Source organism: Rhodoferax sp. GW821-FHT02C08, assembly GCF_059421805.1.
In genome coordinates, this window is the sequence record NZ_JBWKVR010000006.1 from 155,733 (window position 1) to 173,626 (window position 17,894).

At 62.5% G+C, this 17,894-nt stretch carries 18 protein-coding genes; 8 read left to right on the forward strand and 10 right to left on the reverse strand.

All coding sequences use genetic code 11. The features are described from left to right. Positions 1-37 precede the first annotated feature (37 nt). The 3 genes from AC07VY_RS09660 to AC07VY_RS09670 all read right to left on the reverse strand — a co-directional run bounded on the left by AC07VY_RS09660 (position 38) and on the right by AC07VY_RS09670 (position 3,725). A complete protein-coding gene (locus AC07VY_RS09660; protein WP_495097242.1) occupies positions 38-1,468 on the reverse strand; it encodes an aspartate aminotransferase family protein in 1,431 nt (476 codons plus the stop codon). Positions 1,469-1,554: 86 nt separating this feature from the next. Next, complete coding sequence (locus tag AC07VY_RS09665) at positions 1,555-2,922, reverse strand: glutamine synthetase family protein (protein ID WP_495076650.1); 1,368 nt, start codon at positions 2,920-2,922, stop codon at positions 1,555-1,557. A 14-nt stretch (positions 2,923-2,936) separates the two neighbouring features. After that, positions 2,937-3,725 (reverse strand): gamma-glutamyl-gamma-aminobutyrate hydrolase family protein, encoded by a 789-nt coding sequence (locus AC07VY_RS09670; protein ID WP_495076651.1) that lies wholly within the window; start codon positions 3,723-3,725, stop codon positions 2,937-2,939. 124 nt (positions 3,726-3,849) lie between these two features. Here AC07VY_RS09670 and pdxR point away from each other — a divergent pair, with 124 nt between their 5' ends. After that, positions 3,850-5,352: a MocR-like pyridoxine biosynthesis transcription factor PdxR gene (gene pdxR / locus AC07VY_RS09675; protein ID WP_495097243.1), complete on the forward strand. Its 1,503-nt coding sequence runs from the start codon at positions 3,850-3,852 to the stop codon at positions 5,350-5,352. Here the strand turns inward: pdxR and AC07VY_RS09680 are convergent. Further along, positions 5,349-6,662 carry an NAD(P)/FAD-dependent oxidoreductase gene (locus AC07VY_RS09680; RefSeq protein WP_495097244.1) on the reverse strand — a complete coding sequence of 438 codons (1,314 nt, stop codon included), beginning with the start codon at positions 6,660-6,662 and terminating at the stop codon, positions 5,349-5,351. The genes pdxR and AC07VY_RS09680 overlap by 4 nt on opposite strands. After that, complete coding sequence (gene speB, locus AC07VY_RS09685; protein WP_495097245.1) at positions 6,652-7,587, reverse strand: agmatinase; 936 nt, start codon at positions 7,585-7,587, stop codon at positions 6,652-6,654. The genes AC07VY_RS09680 and speB overlap by 11 nt, the downstream gene beginning before the upstream one ends. A gap of 171 nt (positions 7,588-7,758) precedes the next feature. Here speB and AC07VY_RS09690 point away from each other — a divergent pair, with 171 nt between their 5' ends. Then, positions 7,759-8,694: a DMT family transporter gene (locus AC07VY_RS09690; RefSeq protein ID WP_495097246.1), complete on the forward strand. Its 936-nt coding sequence runs from the start codon at positions 7,759-7,761 to the stop codon at positions 8,692-8,694. Positions 8,695-8,703: 9 nt separating this feature from the next. Further along, a complete protein-coding gene (locus AC07VY_RS09695; protein ID WP_495097247.1) occupies positions 8,704-9,615 on the forward strand; it encodes a LysR family transcriptional regulator in 912 nt (303 codons plus the stop codon). Here the strand turns inward: AC07VY_RS09695 and AC07VY_RS09700 are convergent, their stop codons facing one another. Beyond that, positions 9,616-10,830, reverse strand: a complete 1,215-nt coding sequence (locus AC07VY_RS09700; RefSeq protein WP_495097248.1) for a D-amino acid dehydrogenase — start codon at positions 10,828-10,830, stop codon at positions 9,616-9,618. It lies immediately after the preceding gene. A 215-nt stretch (positions 10,831-11,045) separates the two neighbouring features. Here AC07VY_RS09700 and AC07VY_RS09705 point away from each other — a divergent pair, with 215 nt between their 5' ends. After that, a complete protein-coding gene (locus AC07VY_RS09705) occupies positions 11,046-11,936 on the forward strand; it encodes a transporter substrate-binding domain-containing protein (RefSeq protein WP_495097249.1) in 891 nt (296 codons plus the stop codon). A 2-nt stretch (positions 11,937-11,938) separates the two neighbouring features. Further along, positions 11,939-12,670 carry an aspartate/glutamate racemase family protein gene (locus AC07VY_RS09710; protein WP_495097250.1) on the forward strand — a complete coding sequence of 244 codons (732 nt, stop codon included), beginning with the start codon at positions 11,939-11,941 and terminating at the stop codon, positions 12,668-12,670. Between the two features lie 6 nt (positions 12,671-12,676). Here AC07VY_RS09710 and AC07VY_RS09715 read toward each other — a convergent pair whose 3' ends face one another. Then, on the reverse strand, positions 12,677-13,633 hold the full coding sequence (locus AC07VY_RS09715) for a pyridoxamine 5'-phosphate oxidase family protein (RefSeq protein ID WP_495097251.1): 957 nt from the start codon (positions 13,631-13,633) through the stop codon (positions 12,677-12,679). Beyond that, entirely contained in the window at positions 13,630-14,280 is a 651-nt protein-coding gene (locus AC07VY_RS09720) for a glutathione S-transferase family protein (protein WP_495097252.1), read from the reverse strand. The genes AC07VY_RS09715 and AC07VY_RS09720 overlap by 4 nt, the downstream gene beginning before the upstream one ends. A 114-nt stretch (positions 14,281-14,394) precedes the next feature. Here AC07VY_RS09720 and AC07VY_RS09725 point away from each other — a divergent pair, with 114 nt between their 5' ends. Next, complete coding sequence (locus AC07VY_RS09725) at positions 14,395-15,309, forward strand: LysR family transcriptional regulator (RefSeq protein ID WP_495097253.1); 915 nt, start codon at positions 14,395-14,397, stop codon at positions 15,307-15,309. On the opposite strand, the gene rraA is transcribed toward AC07VY_RS09725, so the two are convergent. Next, positions 15,306-15,803 carry a ribonuclease E activity regulator RraA gene (gene rraA, locus AC07VY_RS09730; protein ID WP_495097254.1) on the reverse strand — a complete coding sequence of 166 codons (498 nt, stop codon included), beginning with the start codon at positions 15,801-15,803 and terminating at the stop codon, positions 15,306-15,308. The genes AC07VY_RS09725 and rraA overlap by 4 nt on opposite strands. Continuing rightward, entirely contained in the window at positions 15,800-16,294 is a 495-nt protein-coding gene (locus AC07VY_RS09735) for an Lrp/AsnC family transcriptional regulator (protein WP_495076664.1), read from the reverse strand. Before AC07VY_RS09735 ends, rraA begins: the two co-directional genes overlap by 4 nt. Positions 16,295-16,383: 89 nt before the next feature. Here AC07VY_RS09735 and yedA point away from each other — a divergent pair, with 89 nt between their 5' ends. Together yedA and AC07VY_RS09745 are read left to right on the forward strand one after the other, a co-directional pair. Next, entirely contained in the window at positions 16,384-17,280 is an 897-nt protein-coding gene (yedA, locus tag AC07VY_RS09740; RefSeq protein WP_495097255.1) for a drug/metabolite exporter YedA, read from the forward strand. Positions 17,281-17,446: 166 nt separating this feature from the next. Then, positions 17,447-17,830, forward strand: a complete 384-nt coding sequence (locus AC07VY_RS09745) for an SWIB/MDM2 domain-containing protein (RefSeq protein WP_495097256.1) — start codon at positions 17,447-17,449, stop codon at positions 17,828-17,830. Positions 17,831-17,894 lie beyond the last annotated feature (64 nt).

A 17,894-nucleotide genomic window follows, 5' to 3' on the forward strand; every position in this document is an offset into this window, starting at 1 on the left:
AACAGTCCGGCAATGAAAGCAGCCTGCCTGCCGCTCGCTACGCCAATAGCTTTTTGTCTTTCAGCTCTGCGTAGGTCAAATCCAGGCAACGCGTGATCAACTCCACCATCTCGTCAATCTGGGCATGGGTCATGGTCAGCGGAGGCGCAATGATCATCCGGTCGCCGACGGCCCGCATAATCAAACCGTTCGCGAAGCAATGCCGGCGGCACACCATGCCAACCGCCAAATCCTCGCCAAACAGCTCCTGCGTTGCCTTGTTCTTGACCAGAATCAAACCTGCGGTAAAGCCACAGGTTTCCGCCACACCAACCAAGGGATGACCACCCAAGGCTTTAAATTTTTCTGCAAGATATGGGCCAACATCGGTCTGGACGCGGCCGACTAGGTTCTCGCGCTCCATCAGTGCAATATTGGCCAAAGCCACCGCACAAGCCACGGGGTGACCGCTATAGGTGTAGCCATGGTTGAACTCGCCGCCCTTTTCAATCAGCACCTTGGCAACGCGGTTCCCCACCATCACACCACCCAGCGGGATATAGCCGCTGGTCACGCCTTTGGCGAAAGTCACCAGGTCGGGCTTATAGCCAAACTTTTCGTAAGCAAACCAGTAGCCCAGACGGCCAAAAGCGCAAATCACCTCATCGCTGACCAGCAAGATGCCGTATTTATCGACAATGCGCTGGATTTCGGGCCAGTAACTGTCTGGCGGAATGATCACGCCGCCAGCACCCTGCACCGGCTCTCCAATGAAGGCTGCCACCTTGTCCGGTCCTACTTCTAATATTTTTTCCTCCAGCCAGCCGGCCGCGCGTAGACCAAAAGCCTCTTGGGTTTCACCGGGCAGCGCATTCTCAAAAAAGTAAGGCTGCTCGATATGGGTGATGTTTGGAATCGGCAAGTCCCCCTGTGCATGCATGCCAGACATGCCGCCGAGCGACGCCCCCGCCATGGTGCTGCCGTGGTAAGCATTCTTGCGGCTGATGATCACCTTGCGCTGGGGTTGGTCCAGCAGATCCCAGTAGCGCCGCACCATGCGCACATTGGTGTCATTGCTTTCGCTACCGCTGCTGGAGAAAAACACGTGGTCAAACCGCCGGTCACCCACAGGCTTGGCCAGGGTGGACAACTTGGCGGCCAGCTGGGTCGCCGGCACATTGGTGGTCTGGAAGAAGCTGTTGTAGAACGGCAGCTCCATCATCTGCTGGTAGGCAGCCTGGGCCAACTCGGTGCGTCCGTAGCCGGCGCTGACGCACCACAGTCCGCTCATGGCATCCAGTATCTTGTTTCCCTCGGAGTCCCACACGTAAATACCATCGGCCTTAGTGATCACACGTGAGCCACGGGTGGCCAGGTCCTGGTGGTCGGTAAAGGGGTGCATGTAATGCGCGCTGTCCATGGCCTGTATGGCCTTGGTATCCAACACGCTTTCACGGCGAACAATCGCGGGCGGGGACATGAAGTTCATGGGTGAATTCATTTGCGTAACTCCAAATCAAATCAATGCGTTAACCAATTACGGCTGGCCTGACACAGCCATACCAGCCATGCACATCAAACGTGCAACAGCAGGTGCTCTCGCTCCCATGGAGAAATCACTTTCATGAACTCTTCGAATTCCAGGTCTTTGACCTCGGTGTAGACGGTGATGAACTCCTTGCCCAGCACCTCGTGCAGGTCTGGCTCATTGCGCAGCAAGTCCAGCGCCTCGCCCAGGCTGCGGGGCAATGAATACGGCGCCAGATAGGCGTCGCCCTTCATCTCGGCCTTGGGTTTGATCTTCTTCTTCATGCCCAGATAGCCGCAGGCCAAAGTCATGGCCATGGCCACATACGGGTTCGCGTCCACGCCGATCACCCGGTTTTCCACGCGCCGTGCAGCCGGCGTCGAAATGGGGGAGCGGATGCCAACGGTACGGTTATCAAAGCCCCACTCGATGTTGATGGGTGCAGCCGTATTGCGCGACAGACGGCGGTAGCTGTTCACATAGGGCGCCACCAGGGCCATGGCTGCAGGTATGTAGCGCTGCAAGCCGCCGATGTAATGGAAGAAAGCTTCCGACGGCGTGCCGTCTTCGTTACTGAAGATATTCTTGCCAGTAGCGACATTGAGAATGCTCTGGTGCACGTGCATGGCACTACCCGGCTCGCCGGCAATCGGCTTGGCCATAAAGGTGCAGTACATGTCGTGGCGCAAGGCCACCTCGCGGGCCATGCGCTTGAAGAAGAAAACCTCGTCCGCCAATCCCAACGGATGGGCGTGGAAGAAATTGATCTCCATTTGCCCGGCACCCGCCTCATGGATCAAGGTGTCTACGTTCAGCTCCATCTTCTCGCAGTAGTCGTACATTTCTTCAAACAGCGGGTCGAACTCGTTCACCGCGTCGATGCTGTAAGACTGGCGCGAGGTTTCTGCCCGGCCGCTGCGGCCAATCGGGGGGCGCAAGACAGTATTCGGATCGGTATTGCGGGCCACCAGATAAAACTCCAACTCTGGCGCCACCACCGGGTCCAGCCCCTCGGCGGCATACAGGTCGCAGATGCGGCGCAACACACTGCGCGGCGCAAACGGCACCAGCTTGCCGTCGCGGTCATAGCAGTCATGGATTACCTGCGCCGTGGGGTCCGTAGCCCAGGGCACGATGCGCACCGTGGCTTCGTCCGGCTGCAGATGCATGTCCCGATCCGTCGGATCAATCACGTCGTAGTAGGGGCCTTGCTCGGGAAATTCGCCCGTCACACCCATGGCCACAATCGCCTGGGGAATGCGCATGCCGCGGTCTTCGGTGAACTTCTCGCGCGGCAAAATCTTGCCGCGGGCCACCCCGGTCAAGTCGGGTACCAGACATTCCACCTCGGTGACTCTGCGCTCGTTCAGCCACAGCTCCAGATCGTTGAAGCTCATTGCTTTGCGTTGGTCCATATCTATCTCCTCTTTTAGTTCGACGCGCCAGCCAAGCGCGCGGTGTGGCGGGCCTGGCAGGCCTCACCGAATGCATTCAATATGGCGGTGTAAAACGGGTTCTCGGCAAACTTCCACTCGGGATGCCACTGCACGGCGTAGGCAAAAGCCGGCGCACCTTGCACACCAAACGCCTCCACCAGCCCGTCTTCGGCCCAACCCAGCGGCTCCAGACCTGGCGCCAGTTTGTGAATGCCCTGGCCATGCAAGGAGTTCACCATGGCGGTGTCTCCACCGGCCCATTCGGTGAATGCACTGCCGGGGGCAAAGCGCACCACATGTCTGGGCGCGTACTGCAAGTCCAGCGGATCTTCCTCGGGCTCGGTGTGGTCCATCAAGCCCGCGACACCATGTACCTTTTGGTGCAGCGAGCCACCCAGCGCCACGTTGATTTCCTGAAAGCCCCTGCAAATGCCCAACAAGGGCACGCCTTGCTGGATACACGCCTGGATCAAGGGTAGCGTCAAGCTGTCGCGTTCTACATCCAGCGGCAAGCTGGGGTCCAACACAGATTCGTCGAAATGCGAGGGATGCACATTGGACGGCGAGCCGGTCAACATCACGCCGTCCACCCATTCCAGCAGGCTGGCAATCTGGCTGCTCTGCACCAGGGGGAAGATCACGGGCTGGGCATGGGCACCAAATTTGCAGGCGGTTGCGTACTTCTCGCCCAACATCAAATAAGGCAGATCGGCAGAGCCACTATCACGGCCGCGATGGTCCGCCGGCAGCCATACAAGACAAGCGGTTTGTGCTTTTTGCATGGCTTATATGTGAATAAATAATTGCATATTGCTGACAATTGTGCCGGGCTATTGGTTTAATAATAGATCCAGTTTGCAAAGGTCGATGGTGCCACTTTGCAGCCACTTTAGCCCCGGAGCCTGCATGCTGAGCGAATTTCTCGTTACCGAAATCAACAAAGTGGGCGCGCAAGATGCCCTGCCCCTGCACCGCCTGCTGTATGAGTCGCTGCGCCGGGCCATCCTGGGCGGCAAGATTGCTGCAGGCGAGCGCCTGCCGTCCAGCCGCAAGCTGTCGGAAGACCTGGATGTGTCGCGCAACACCGTGGTGGCAGCTATCAACCAGCTTACGGTTGAAGGCTATCTGGTGAGCCATGTAGGCAGTGGCACCTTCGTCAGCGACAACCTGAACAAGGTAACGCTGGCGCGCAAGCACAGCACACGTGCAGAAGCCGGGCACTGCACCCAGCTGTCCAAACGCGGCAGGGCGCTGGCCGAAACCTTTTGCGCCAGTGAGCTGGAGGTGCAGCCATTCACCCCGGGCATTGCCGACTTCAGCGCCTTTCCGGTACAGCTATGGCAGCGCCTGCAGAACAAGTACTGGCGCATGACCTACCCCGACATGCTGGACTACAGCAGCTCGGGTGGCTACGCCCCGCTGCGCCGCGCCATTGCCAACCATTTGCGTATGTTCCGCAGCGTCATCCTGGACCCCAGCCAGGTGCTGATCACCAGCGGCACCCAGCAGTCGCTGGAGTTGTGCGCGCAGCTGCTGGCCGACCATGGCGATACCGTGTGGCTGGAAGACCCAGCCTACTGGGGCGCCGCCAAGGCCTTCATGGCCACTGGGCTGAAGCTGCACCCCATCTCTGTGGACCAGGAAGGCATTGCGCCCGACGCAGCCGACAACGCCCACGCGCCGCGCCTGGTCTACGTCACGCCATCACACCAGTACCCCACGGGCGCGGTGATGTCGCTGGCGCGGCGGCACTTGCTGCTGGCCGCCGCACGCAAACACGACGCCTGGATACTGGAGGACGACTACGACAGCGAGTTCCGCTTCACTGGCCCCCCACTCTCGTCACTAGAAGGGCTGGACCAGGACGGCCGGGTGCTCTACATGGGCAGCTTTTCCAAGGTGATGTACCCGGGTCTGAAGCTGGGCTACCTGGTCGTACCCAAAGCCCTGATCACATCCTTCAAGCAAGCCCACTACGACCTGAACCGACCGGGCCAGATGCACCTGCAGGCGGCCCTGGCCGAATTCATTGAAATGGGACACTTTGCCAGTACCCTGCGCCGCGCCAAGCAAAGCCACGCGCAACGCCGCCAATGCCTGCTGGAAGCCCTGGCGCCCTGCCTGGGCGAACACGCCAGCATCACCGGTGCCGAACAAGGACTGCACCTGTGCCTCAAGCTGCCGCCGCAAGTGGACGACGCTGCGTTGGCCAAGGCCCTGGGCGGTTACGGGTTGACCGTGCGCCCGCTATCCGCCTACTGCCTGGCCCGGCGCGACATCCGCGGCCTGGTGATTGGTTACGGCTACACCATACAGGCCGATATTGCCGCCAGCGGCAAACGCATCGCCGACATGGTGGCTGGCGTCACGGCTGCAGCCGCGCCCAAAAAGACCAGCCGCAAAAACTAAACCAGATCGCGCAAGCGGTGGTACAGCATGCCCAGCACCAGGCTGGGCGTGCGCAGCAAGGCACCGCCAGGAAAGCTCTGGTGCCGCAGCCGCGCAAACACATCGAAGCGCTCGGCCTGGCCGGCAATCGACTCGGCTACCAGCTGCCCTGCCAGCCCCGTCAGCGCCACGCCGTGGCCGCTGAAGCCCTGCAGGTAATACACATTCGTGCCCAGCCGGCCAAAGTCGGGTGCGCGGTTCATGCTGATGTCCACAAAGCCGCCCCACACATAGTCCAGCGGCACACCTTGCAGCCCCGGAAACACTTTGGCAATACGGGCCTGCATGCGCTGCGCCAGATTGGCTGGCGTCGAAGTGCTGTAACTCACCCGACCGCCAAACAGCAACCGGTGGTCCTCGCTAAAGCGGAAGTAGTCCAGCACAAAATTGTTGTCGCATACCGCAGCGTTACTGGGTATGAGCTGGCGGCACATCGCTTCGCCCAGCGGCGGCGTCGCCACGATATAGGTGCCCACCGGCATGATGCGGGGGGTAATTTCGGGGGCCACCGCGGCGCCGTATTCGGCCAGCATGCAATTGCCGGCCAGCACCGCGTAGTTGGCTCGCACCTGGCCCTGCGCGGTGTGTGCACAAACCTTGGCGCCACGGTCCAGCTGTGTGACCGCCGATCCGGTGTAGATGCGCACGCCCAGCGCCCGAGCCGCTGCAGCCAGGCCCAGCCCGAATTTCAACGGATGCAAATGACCTGACAACGGTTCATAGGCTGCCGCGCAGTAGCGCGGGCTGGCGATATGCCGCTGCACCGCGCTACCTTCAACAAAGTCCACCGGCAGCCCGTACTGCGACTGGGCCGTGCGCATTTCGGCCTCCAGCGCACGCGCCTTGCGGGGCGAATCCGCCACGTACAGATAACCGTTGACCCGCTCGCATGCGATGTTGAACTGGGCAATGCGCTGGTCCACCAGCGCAATCGCCTCCAGCGACATCTGCCAGGCCCTGCGGGCATCCGCGGCGCCCAGCTGGTTTTCAAACACGTCTTGGCCACTGGCAAAGCCCACGATGGTCTGGCCGCCGTTGCGCCCGGAGGCACCGCTGCACACCTGGTCTGCCTCCAGCACCGCCACCCGCATGCCACGCTGTGCCAGCTCGATGGCGGCAGACAGGCCGGAAAACCCCGCGCCCACGACCACCACATCAGCCGTCTCGGCACCGCGCAACACCGGGTCGGGTACGCCGCGCTGGACACTGGCTTCGTAATAGCTTTTCTGGTTCAGCTGGGTGTCGGACGCCACCAGAGATTTACGCAGCATGCGGCGCTCCTTTCAGCTTGGCGACCTGCCCGCACAGATAAGTCCACACGCAAGTGGCGGCCGCCAGCGTGGTCAGCTCGGCATGGTCGTACGCGGGTGCCACTTCCACACAATCCATGCCCACCATGTTCAATCCTGCCAGTTGCTCCAAGAAGGTCATCAGCTGCGAGCTGGTCAAGCCGGCAGGCTCGGGCGTGCCGGTGCCGGGTGCAAACGCCGGGTCCAGGCAGTCGATATCCAGGGTCAGATAGCAAGGCCGGTCGCCCAGGCGCTGGCGTATGGTGTCCAGCACCGGATTCAGGCCGGCACCGTCCAGGCCGCGCAGCTGGCGCGCGGTGAATATCAGGCCACCCTGGTCTTGCACGTATTCACGCGCGGCCCGCTCGCCGCTGGAGCGTAGTCCGATCTGCACGCAATGCGTAGGGCTGACTAGGCCTTCCTGCAGCGCTTCGTAGGTCCAGGTGCCGTGGCCTGACGGCTCACCAAAATGGTCTACCCAGGTATCGCAGTGCGCGTCGAAATGCACCAATGCCAACGGTCCATGCTGGGCGTGGGCGGCCCGCAGCAACGCCAGGGTGACGGAATGGTCACCGCCCAAAAACACGCAGTGGTGGCGCGCCATAAGCTCCGCCGCCTGTTGCTGGATATGCGCGCGCACCTCGGTCAGGGGCGAAGCATTGGGCAGGCGCATGTCCAACGCATCGCCCAGGTAACCCAAAGGCGACACGCCGAAATAAGGGTGGAGACCGTCGCACAGCATCAGGCTGGCACGGCGAATCTCCTGCGGGCCAAAGCGCGCGCCTGGGCGATTCGTCACAGCGCCGTCAAACGGCACACCAGCCAGTGCAAACGGCTGCGCGGCCAGCGCCTGGGTGGCTAAAAAATGGTTGTTGTTATTGGCGTATGCAAAATTTCCGAGTCCCATAGATTTCAATGCCTTCATGCAAAGACCGCACGATAGGGCAAATTGGCACCTAGCCCGGTGCCACTTTGAAGCGGCTATAGGGGGCCACTCACAACGCGCCCCGCCCTACACTGCGCCCTCCAGCAAAACGAAAACGGGCCTGCGGGCCTGACCCCAGATTCCCTCGCCTGTATGAACCCTGCCCCCCTTGGCCCTTTGACCGCGCGCCTCTGCCTAGCCTCTGGCATGGCCCTTGTTGGCGTGTACGTCGCCATATCCAAGCCACTGGTCGCCGCCCTGCCCGTGTTCCTGCTGGCCTGGCTGCGCTTTGGCATTGCAGCAGTAGCCATGCTGCCCTGGCTGAAAAAGCCGGAGTCCGAAGGGCCGATGTCCACCCGCATGCGCTGGCTGGTGTTTCTGGAGTCCTTTCTCGGCAACTTCCTGTTTTCTATCTGCATGCTGTACGGCGTGAGCATGACCAGCGCTGTCTCTGCCGGGGTGATCCTGGCGGCCATCCCGGCCACGGTGGCCGTGCTGAGCTGGCTGATCCTGCGCGAGCGCATCGGCCTGCGGGTATGGGCTGCGGTGGCTTGCGGCGTGCTCGGCATCGGCCTGCTTGCACTATCAAAATCAGAGCACCTTGCGCAGGTATCTTCTGCGCCAGAGGCCGATTTGGCTTCAAATCACCTCTGGGGCAATCTGCTGGTGTTTGGGGCCGTGCTGTGCGAGGCCGCGTATGCAGTGATCGGCAAAAAGCTCACTGGCAGCATCAGCCCCAAGCGCATCAGCGCCCTCATCAATTTGTGGGGTCTGGTGCTGATGACACCCGCCGGCCTGTACATGGCCATGTCGTTCAACTTCGGCACGGTGCATCCGGGCATTTGGTTGCTGCTGGTGTTCTACGCCATGGCCGCCAGTGTGGGCACGGTGTGGCTGTGGATGACTGGCCTGCGCGTGGTGCCGGCGGCACAGGCCGGTGTGTACAGCGTGCTGCTGCCCATCGCCACGGCGCTGACCGGCGTGCTGGTACTGGGCGAAACCTTGGGAGCCATGCAGCTGTTGGCCTTCGGCGTGGCCTTGTTGGGCGTGGTACTTGCAACACTGCCCTCGTCCCTACCTGCGAGCTGAGGAGCCCCCATGCGTCTACGCCACATCGAAGTCTTCAACGCCATCATGCTCACCGGCAGCGTCAGCGCTGCGGCACGGCTGATCAACGTCACCCAGCCTGCCGTCAGCCGAGTGCTGGCGCATGCCGAATTGCAGCTGGGCTTTCCGCTGTTCCAGCGCACCAAGGGCAGGCTCACGCCCACCAACGAAGCGCAAACCCTGTACCCCCATATCGAGCGGCTGTTTGCCCAGCTGGACGATGTGCAACGCCTGGCCAACAGCCTGCGCCAGGGCCACCAGGACGGCGAGCTGCACATCCTGACCGTGCTGGCGCTGAGCTACGAGGTGCTGCCCCGTGCGCTCAAGCTGTTCCGCCAGCAACATCCAAATGTGGTGGTGACCATGGATGCGCTGCACTCGCCACAAATCATCTCGTCCCTGGTGCTGCAGGAGGCCGATGTGGGCCTGGTCTTCAGCGCCATCGCCCACCCCTCGCTAGAGCAAAAGCACCTGGCCGATGGCCGCATGGTCTGCGTAGCGCCCAAGGGCGTTCTCAGTGCCAAGCAAGTCAAACAGGGCCTGGTGAACCTGGCCGATCTGGCCCAGGTGCCGGTAGTGAATATCGATGTGCGCGACCCGGTGGGCTCCACCCTCAGCCACGCCTGCCGCGAGGCGGGTGTGGGCCTGTCGTCCAGCATTACCGTGCAGACCTACCACGCGGCACTGGCGCTGGCGCACCATGGCCTGGCGGTGGCGTTGATCGACAGCTGCACCGCCCTGTCGGCCGATCTGGGCAAGGTGGATGTGCTGACCCTGGAGCCACACATCGCCGTGCCCATCAAGGCCCTGCGCGCGGTGAACCGGCCCGGCTCTCTGCTGGCCAGCGCCATGACGCAGTGCGTGCAGCAGGTGATCGAGCAGGCACTGCAGCCCGCCGCATAGCTAAGCGGCTGCAAGTGCGTCGGCCACCGCCTGGGCTGTGCCGAACGCGAGGGTGAACCCCAGGGCCCCGTGGCCGGTATTGAGCAGCAAGTTTTCCGGCCCCTGCGGGTGCCGTCCCACCAGAGGCAGGCCGGTCGGCGTGGCCGGGCGCATACCGGTCCAAGGGTGCAGTTCCAGTCCCTGGTCCAGCCCAGGGAACACAGCGCGGGTTGCCTCGCTGAGTTGCTGTATGCGCTGGGGTTCAATACGGCTGTCATGCCCTACCAGCTCTGCCATGCCAGCCACCCGCAGCCGCTGACCAATGCGGGCGAAAACCACTTTGCGCGCGGCATCCGTCACGCTCACCTGCGGCGCCGTATCCGCACTGTCCGTCAGGTCCAAGGTGATGCTGTAGCCCTTCAGCGGGTAGACAGGTAGCCGCAGCCCCAACGGCCGTGCAAAACCCGCACTGGCGCTACCCAGGGCAAGCACAAACTGGTCTGCCGCAAGCTCGCCCGCCACCGTGCGGATTGCCTGCAGCCGCTTGCCATGGTGCACCACACCCAGCACCTCCTGGCCCAGCACAAAGCGTACGCCGCGCGCCTGCAGCGCCGCGTATAAGCCATCGCAAACCTTGGCGCAATCAGCAGCACATTCGCTGGGCGTATAAACCGCGCCGGCCATGTGGGCCTGGTAGTACTGCAAAGCCGGCTCCAGCTCCACGCAACGCTGGGCCGACACCACCTCTTGCACACTGCCCAGGCGCTGCTGTAGCGCCACCTGTCTGCGTGCAGACTCCAGGCCGGCGGCACTGCTGTAGACCACCAGCTTGCCGCTGCGCGCAAAATCACAGTCCAGTGCCAAGTCCTGCAGCATGGCTTCAAAACCCTGGCGGCTGCGCAGGGCCAGCTGCAGCAACTGGGCCGTGCTGCGGGCGGAGGTATCGGCATTGCAGGCGCGCAGAAACTCCAGCCCCCAGCGCCACTGCTGCGGGTCCCATTGCAGCTGAAATTTCAACGGTGAGTCGGCCGCCAACAGCAACTTGGGCAACTGGGTCCAGATGCCGGGGTCGGCCAGGGGTTGCACATAGCTGTAGCTCAGCTGGGCACCGTTGCCGCCGCTGGCACCAGCACCTGGCGTAGCGCGGTCGATGACCGTCACTTCCTTGCCCTGCAAACGCAAGGCATAGGCCGTGGCCAGCCCAACGATTCCCGCTCCTAAAACAACGACATGCATGTGTATCCACCCTTTGGGCAACACTGTAGGCACGCGATCTGCATGGCGCCAATGCCAAACACAGGCCTAGCCATCAGCAAAAGTTATGCCCAGGTGCCGCCGCCAGCCCATAACTTCAGGTTATGGTGCGCCCCGAAAAAGGCACTATGCACTGCGGCCAGCCCTTTCTAAACTGCCCCACAGCTCCTCCATCACCTCTACTTCAAAGGGTCATCATGCAAGCCTCCTCCGTACTGTCCACGATGTTTCTGGCCGCAGGCCTGGCTGCCACCGCAGCCGCCCACGCGGACACTCTGCAAAAAATCGCCGAATCCGGGCAGATCACCCTGGCCTACCGCGAGTCATCCGTGCCCTTCAGCTACCTGGCCGGTGGCAGCACGCCCGAAGGCTTCTCGGTAGACATCGCCAACGCCGTAGCCGACGCGGTGAAGAAGCAACTGAAGAAGCCTGACCTCAAGGTTGCGCTACAGGCCGTGACATCGCAAAACCGCATCCCGCTGCTGGTCAACGGCACGGTGGACCTGGAGTGCGGCTCCACCACCAACAACACAGTGCGCGGCAGAGACGTGCAGTTCGCCATCAACCATTTCTACACCGGCACCCGGTTGCTGGCGAAGAAGTCGTCTGGCATCAAAAACTACGCCGACCTGGCCAACAAGCCGGTCGCCAGCACCTCGGGCACCACCAACGCCCAGGTCATCCGCAAATACAACCAGGACAAGAGCCTGGGCATGGACATCAAACTGGGCAAGGACCACGACGACTCCATGCTGCTGGTGGACAGCGGCCGCGCCGTGGCCTTTGCGATGGACGACATCCTGCTGTTCGGCCTGATCGGCAATGCCAAGAACCCGGCGGAATGGGAAGTCGTAGGTGACTCGCTGCAAGTCGAGCCCTATGCGTGCATGCTGCGCAAGGACGACCCGCAATTCAAGCAGCTGGTCGATGGAGTCATCGCCGGCATGATGAAGTCCGGCCAGTTCGAGAAGCTCTACACCAAGTGGTTCATGTCGCCCATCCCCCCCAAGGGCCAGAACCTGAACCTGCCCATGAGCAAAGAGTTGCGCGACAACCTCAAGGCGCTGAGCGACAAGCCGGCGGTCTAACCATGCAAGTCGTAGGCATCCTGGGCGGCATGGGGCCCGCCGCCGGCGCGGACTTCGTGCGCTTGTTCGTGCAGTCCTGTATCGAGCATATGCAGGCCATCGGTGTGACGGTGAGCGACCAGCGCTTCCCCGAGCATTGGCTGGCCCAGGTGCCGGTACCGGATCGTACGCAGGCGCTGGAAGACGATACCAGTGGCGCACAGCAGCCACTGGAGCCCATGTTGCAGGCGCTGGGCCGTCTGGCAGCCTTGGGTGCGCGCTGCGTGGCCATGCCCTGCAACACCGCCCACGCCTGGCATAGCCGTATGCAGGCGCGCTTTCCACAGCTCGACGTGCTGCATATCGCCAACGAGATGGCGCAGCAGTTGGCCTTGCAGCGCATACCGGCAGCCGCGCTGATGGCCACCGATGGCACCTACCGCAGCGGCGTGTACGAGCAGGCGCTGCAGCGCGCCGGAGTGCAATGCCATTTGCCAACTGCCGCTGAGCGCGCGCGCATCATGCAAGGCATTTACAACGGTGTAAAAGCCGGCAATATGCCGCTGGCGCAGTGCTGCTTTGGCGAGGTGGCCCAGGCCCTGGCCGAACGCCACGGCGGTGCGCCGCTGATACTGGGCTGCACCGAAATTCCGCTGGCACTGGACGGCGCGGCACAGATGACCGGTTTGCGCAGTTTCAACCCAGCACAGGTGCTGGCAAAAACCTTGGCGCAGCGCGCGTACGCAGCAGCTTAAAGGGCTTCAGGCCCAAACGCCGGTAGCCTCCAGCACCGGCGACAGCTGAGCCTCGCCCCAACGCAAGGCCAATGCACCGGGCCGGCGCAAAGCGCCCAGCACCTGCATCCGCAGCAGACGCTGGGCGCCGGCAAAGCCAGCCAGATCCGGGCCGTCCCACAGAATCTCTGCACGCACCGCCACCTGCAGCAGATCGCCGGTGGCGTAGTCAATGAACAGCAGTCCGGCCTGCGGGTTCACAGCCAGATTGCCCAGGGTGTTGAAAAAGAAGTTGCCTAAAAAGTCTGGCGCCGTCAGCCACTGCTGGCAAGCGGCATCCACCTCGACCCGCACAAAGCCCGGCTTGCCGCCACGATGCGATACGTCCACCCCGTCGGCACGCCCCTCGGGCTGCAAGGCCTGCGGGTTCGCGGAGGCGATGAAGAAAGTGTCCGCCCCACGCACCAGCCGCAGCGCGGCCGCGTCAAGCTGGCTGCTGGCAATCGCCGCCGCCGGCACTTCGATCGTGGCCAGATACACCGGCTCGCGCGCCTGGATGTACTTGGGGCAGTTGCCAAAACTCTGCTCTATGCGCAAGCCAAAGCCGGCGCCATCCAGCGCCATCACCCTGCCGTTGGCGCGGTTGCGCCTGCGGGTATGCGGCTCAATACCCAGCAGGCCAATGGGCGCGTCTGGCTGCAGCGTTTGCGCCAATGGGTCGGCCGCATCCGGCAGCGCCTGCAGCCGCAACAGCGTGGCATCCGGTGAGCGGATGAAACCCGGCGGCTGTGCCAACACCGAGGCCCAGGGCTGGCCCTGCGCGTCCAGGCTGCCCAGCACCACAAAGGGCAACTGTGCGAAGAAATCGCGGTGCTGGTCGGGCATGTAATCGCGGATCACCCGCGGCCCGACCTCGGCCATGCGCTCGGCCACACCGGCGCGTTGCTGCACCGCGCGCTCACCGGCATGGAAGGTGGCGTTCATGCGGCCAACCCAATACGGCTGCGCACCATCGGCACAAAGCCGGGCAATGCCTCGATGCGGGCCAGCCAGGCGCGCAGATACGGATACGGCTCCAGCGCCACATTGCCCTCGGGTGCATGGGCGATGTAGCTGTAGTTGGCAATATCGGCAATGGTTGGCGCGCTGCCGACCAGGTAGTCGAACTGCTGCAGGTGCGCGTCCATTACCTGAAACAGCTGGTTCGCCCGCTGGATCGCATCTTTGGGATCGGTGGGCAGCTTGAACAACTGGATCACCCGCGCCACCGCCGGGCCAAAGGCGATCTGCCCAGCCGCCACTGACAACCAGCGCTGCACCTGGGCCGCCCCCAGTGCTTCGGTAGGCAGCCAGGCGCCAGGCGCGCCATAACGCGTCGCCAGATACACCAGGATGGCGTTGGAGTCGGCCAGCGTGACGTCGCCGTCCTGGATCACCGGCACCTGGCCAAAGGCATTCAGCGCCAAAAATTCCGGCGTTTTTTGGGCCTTGACCAGCAGGTCCACATCAATCAGATCGAACGGCAGATCCAGCAGTGACAACATCAGCTGCACGCGGTGCGCGTGGCCCGAGATGGCATGGCGGTACAACTTGATCGGCTGCGCGGGGCGGGGGGACGTTGATATGGACATATTGTTCCTAGGTGCAAAGTGGTGAAAGAAGCAGTGATTGTGTTTAATCCACTTCACAAGATAAATGACACCCCAGGCATTTAACTACTTCATATATCGGTTTAATATGACCGCATGGACAAACTCAAAGCCATGCACACCTTTGTGCAGATTGCTGACCAGGGCAGCCTGACCGCCGCCGCCCAAGCGATGGACGCGTCGCTGCCTGCCGTGGTGCGCAGCCTGGCCGCGTTCGAGGCAGAGCTGGGGGTGCGCCTATTCAACCGCACCACGCGGCGCATCTCGCTCACCGACGAGGGCCGCCGCCACCTGGACAGCTGCCGCCAGGTGCTGGCCACATTGCAGGAGGCCGAGGCGGCCCTGAAGGCCGAATCTAGCGAACCCGCAGGCCACCTCACCATCACCGCGCCAGTGCAGTTTGGCCAGCTCCATGTGGCCCCGGCCGTCACCCGTTTTGTACAGCGCTATCCGCAGATGCGCTGCAGCGTGCTGCTGTACGACCGGGTGGTGAATTTGCTGGAAGAAGGCATAGACCTGGGCATACGCATAGGCCCGCTGGAGGACTCTTCTCTGGTGGCGCAAACCATAGGCCGTATCCGCCGCGTGGTGGTTGCCAGCCCCGGCTACCTGAAGCGCGTAGGGCTCCCCCGCCACCCCAAGGACCTGCTGCAGGCCAACTGCATACGTAACACCGGCAACAACCCCAGCTGGGGGCCCTTCATCGACAAGGGCCGGTCTTTCAGCATTGCCGTCAGCGGCAACCTGGAGTTCAACCAGATCGCGCCCACGGTGCAAGCCTGCGTAGCAGGCCTGGGTTTGGGCATGTTTCTGTCTTACCAGGTGGCCCCCTATCTGGCGCAGAAGCAGCTGCAGGTAGTACTGGAAAGCTTCGAATCACCACCCCGTCCGCTAAGCGTGGTCTACCCGCATGCACGCTTGCTGCCCACCCGAACGCGGGTCCTGGTGGACTGGATGCGTGAGGAATTGAAAGGCTTTGCCAACCCAGCTGACCAAGGCGAGCGACGCTAGACCAGCGCGGCTGCTCCCAGCACGATGCCGTCCTCGTCGGCATACAACCAGTCGCCGGGCATGACCCACACGCCTTGCACATGCACCGCCACATTGCTCTGGCCCTGGTTGCGCTTTTCGGTGGGCAGGGGCATGGACGCTAGTGCACGTATGCCTATCGGCAAGGCAGCCAGCTCGGCCACGTCCCGCACACAGCCGTCGATGACCACACCAGCCCAGCCATTGCGATGGGCAGCCGCCCCCAGATTGCCGCCCAACAAGGCACGGCGCAAAGAGCCGCCGCCATCCACCACCAGCACCCGGCCCTCGCCGGGCATGTCCAGCGCAGCCTTGACCAGGGAGTTGTCTTCAAAGCATTGCACGGTCCACACCGGGCCGCTGAAGGTGCGCGTGCCGCCAAAGTCGCGGAACACTGGCGGCAATACACGGAAGGCGCCAGACACATCGTTCTTGTGCACATCGCACAGGTCACAGGTCGCAAACACAGTCGTCATGGAGGGCTCACTTTCTGGGCAGAAGGCTTGATGTTCTCACGCCGCGCGGGCAGCACCTGGGCGTTTTCGCGCGGAGCGTTCAACACGATCGAGGTCGAGGTGGTACTGAGCAGACAGAACTTGCTGACCACCGCATCCAGGTGCTGCACATCGATAACGGCGATCTCCAGCACCCAACTGTCTTCGCCGGTCACGTTGTAGGCATTCAGCACCTCCGGGGTCTGGCCAATCAGCTTCACCACCCGTGCGTACTCGGCCCGGGCCACGCGGATGATGGCGCGGATACCGTAGCCCAGCCGGGTCAGATCCACTTCGGCGCGGTAGCCCTTGATGACGCCACTGGTCTCCAGCTTGCGCACCCGCTCGGTCACCGCCGGCTGGCTCAGGTGTACGCGTCGCCCCAGCTCGGCCATGGTGATGCGCGCGTCGCGCTGCAGCTCCGCCAGGATACGATCGTCGCACGCGTCAAATTCAGAAACTTCGGTCAGCATAGTGCTCCAGCAAGAAAATTGAGGCCAATATCCGTTATTACCAAGAATATTGCATGGCGCAGACGGGTTTGACTGCCTAACATCATGGCATGCAAAACCCGCGCCACAACTCTACCCACAACCGCCTCGTGCTGCCCGCATTACTGGCTTGCTATTTCATCTGGGGCTCGACCTACCTCGCCATCCATATTGCCCTGCCCAGCTTTCCGCCGTTCTTCCAGATGGCGACCCGCTTTCTGGCGGCCGGCGGCCTGCTGATGGCATGGCTGTGCCTGCGCGGCCATGCCCGGCCCACACGCACTGAATGGCGCAACGCCCTGCTGATTGGCATTCTGATGCTGGGCGGCGGCATGGGGCTGACAGCCCAGGCCTCGCTGCACATAGGCTCCGGCCTGATCGCCACCTTTATCGCCATCGTGCCCATGATGACCAGTGGCTGGGGCCTGTTGTTCGGGCAACGCCCGTCGCGGCTGGAACTGGCGGGCATGCTGACCGGACTGGTAGGCGTGTGCGTGCTGGTGCAGGGTGCCAGCTTTTCCGCGGCGCCCGTGGGTCTGCTGTGCATCATCGGCGCCACGCTGACCTGGTCGCTGGGCTCGGTACTGTCCACCACCCGCCTGCCCCTGACCAAGGGACCGATGGGCTTTGCCAGCCAGATGCTGTGCGGTGGGGCCGCCCTGCTGCTGGTATCCCTGGCGCTGGGCGAGCACATGGTATGGCCGCCCACGCTGGAAGCCAGCGCCGCCTGGCTGTACCTGGTGCTGGCCGGTTCGCTGGTGGCCTTCAGCGCCTATATGTACCTGCTGGCCCACGCCAGTTCTGCCGTGGCCACCAGCTATGCGTTCGTGAACCCCTTGATCGCGCTGTTTCTGGGTGTAGTGCTGGCCGGTGAAGTGGTCATGGCCAAGGAATGGCTGGCCTGCGGCATCATCCTTTTGGGGGTGGTTTTCATCCTCGTGGCGGGTCAAAAGTCGCCGAAACACTGAAAACGCATACCCCAGAGAGGCTTTACACGGAAAAACACGGGTCTTCAGAGCTAAAAATATGCGCTCCACCTAGGAAACCCGTTTTTTCTCCAGTAGCATCTCGGCCTACCGGTGGAGAAGCTGTTTTTCGCTGGTGAATATTCAACTCCAAGAAGGACCGTCCGTCATGGCAACTGCGAAAAAAACCCCGGCTAAAGCCGCCGCTCCTGCAAAGAAAGCTGCACCAGCAGCCAAAGCCGCTCCGGCAAAAGTAGCCGCCAAGGCAGCGCCTGCCAAGAAGGCAGCTGCAGCCGCTCCTAAGCGCGCCGTCAACGCCGCTTTCATGAAGGCCCTGACCCCCAGCGCAGCTCTGGCTGCCGTGGTCGGTGCAGCACCGCTGCCACGTACCGAAGTGGTCAAGCAACTGTGGGTCTACATCAAGAAGCACAAACTGCAAAACGAAGCCAACAAGCGCAACATCAAGTCCGACGCCAAGCTCAAGGCTGTGTTCGGCAAGGACGAAGTCACGATGTTCGAAATGGCTGGCCTGATCGGCAAGCACCTGAAGTAATCGGCCCACGGCCATTACCAAAAGCCGCAGCGATGCGGCTTTTTTTGTTTGTGCCAGGGATGAT

What these genes read in the sequence shown, in the direction of transcription:
- AC07VY_RS09735 (WP_495076664.1), bottom strand. Translation starts at nt 16,294, where the DNA reads ATGCTGACCGAAGTTTCTGAATTTGACGCGTGCGACGATCGTATCCTG.
- AC07VY_RS09720 (WP_495097252.1), bottom strand. Translation starts at nt 14,280, where the DNA reads ATGTCCATATCAACGTCCCCCCGCCCCGCGCAGCCGATCAAGTTGTAC.
- AC07VY_RS09690 (WP_495097246.1), top strand. Translation starts at nt 7,759, where the DNA reads ATGAACCCTGCCCCCCTTGGCCCTTTGACCGCGCGCCTCTGCCTAGCC.
- AC07VY_RS09715 (WP_495097251.1), bottom strand. Translation starts at nt 13,633, where the DNA reads ATGAACGCCACCTTCCATGCCGGTGAGCGCGCGGTGCAGCAACGCGCC.
- AC07VY_RS09710 (WP_495097250.1), top strand. Translation starts at nt 11,939, where the DNA reads ATGCAAGTCGTAGGCATCCTGGGCGGCATGGGGCCCGCCGCCGGCGCG.
- AC07VY_RS09705 (WP_495097249.1), top strand. Translation starts at nt 11,046, where the DNA reads ATGCAAGCCTCCTCCGTACTGTCCACGATGTTTCTGGCCGCAGGCCTG.
- AC07VY_RS09695 (WP_495097247.1), top strand. Translation starts at nt 8,704, where the DNA reads ATGCGTCTACGCCACATCGAAGTCTTCAACGCCATCATGCTCACCGGC.
- speB (WP_495097245.1), bottom strand. Translation starts at nt 7,587, where the DNA reads ATGGGACTCGGAAATTTTGCATACGCCAATAACAACAACCATTTTTTA.
- AC07VY_RS09700 (WP_495097248.1), bottom strand. Translation starts at nt 10,830, where the DNA reads ATGCATGTCGTTGTTTTAGGAGCGGGAATCGTTGGGCTGGCCACGGCC.
- pdxR (WP_495097243.1), top strand. Translation starts at nt 3,850, where the DNA reads ATGCTGAGCGAATTTCTCGTTACCGAAATCAACAAAGTGGGCGCGCAA.
- AC07VY_RS09670 (WP_495076651.1), bottom strand. Translation starts at nt 3,725, where the DNA reads ATGCAAAAAGCACAAACCGCTTGTCTTGTATGGCTGCCGGCGGACCAT.
- AC07VY_RS09725 (WP_495097253.1), top strand. Translation starts at nt 14,395, where the DNA reads ATGGACAAACTCAAAGCCATGCACACCTTTGTGCAGATTGCTGACCAG.
- AC07VY_RS09665 (WP_495076650.1), bottom strand. Translation starts at nt 2,922, where the DNA reads ATGGACCAACGCAAAGCAATGAGCTTCAACGATCTGGAGCTGTGGCTG.
- AC07VY_RS09680 (WP_495097244.1), bottom strand. Translation starts at nt 6,662, where the DNA reads ATGCTGCGTAAATCTCTGGTGGCGTCCGACACCCAGCTGAACCAGAAA.
- AC07VY_RS09745 (WP_495097256.1), top strand. Translation starts at nt 17,447, where the DNA reads ATGGCAACTGCGAAAAAAACCCCGGCTAAAGCCGCCGCTCCTGCAAAG.
- AC07VY_RS09660 (WP_495097242.1), bottom strand. Translation starts at nt 1,468, where the DNA reads ATGAACTTCATGTCCCCGCCCGCGATTGTTCGCCGTGAAAGCGTGTTG.
- yedA (WP_495097255.1), top strand. Translation starts at nt 16,384, where the DNA reads ATGCAAAACCCGCGCCACAACTCTACCCACAACCGCCTCGTGCTGCCC.
- rraA (WP_495097254.1), bottom strand. Translation starts at nt 15,803, where the DNA reads ATGACGACTGTGTTTGCGACCTGTGACCTGTGCGATGTGCACAAGAAC.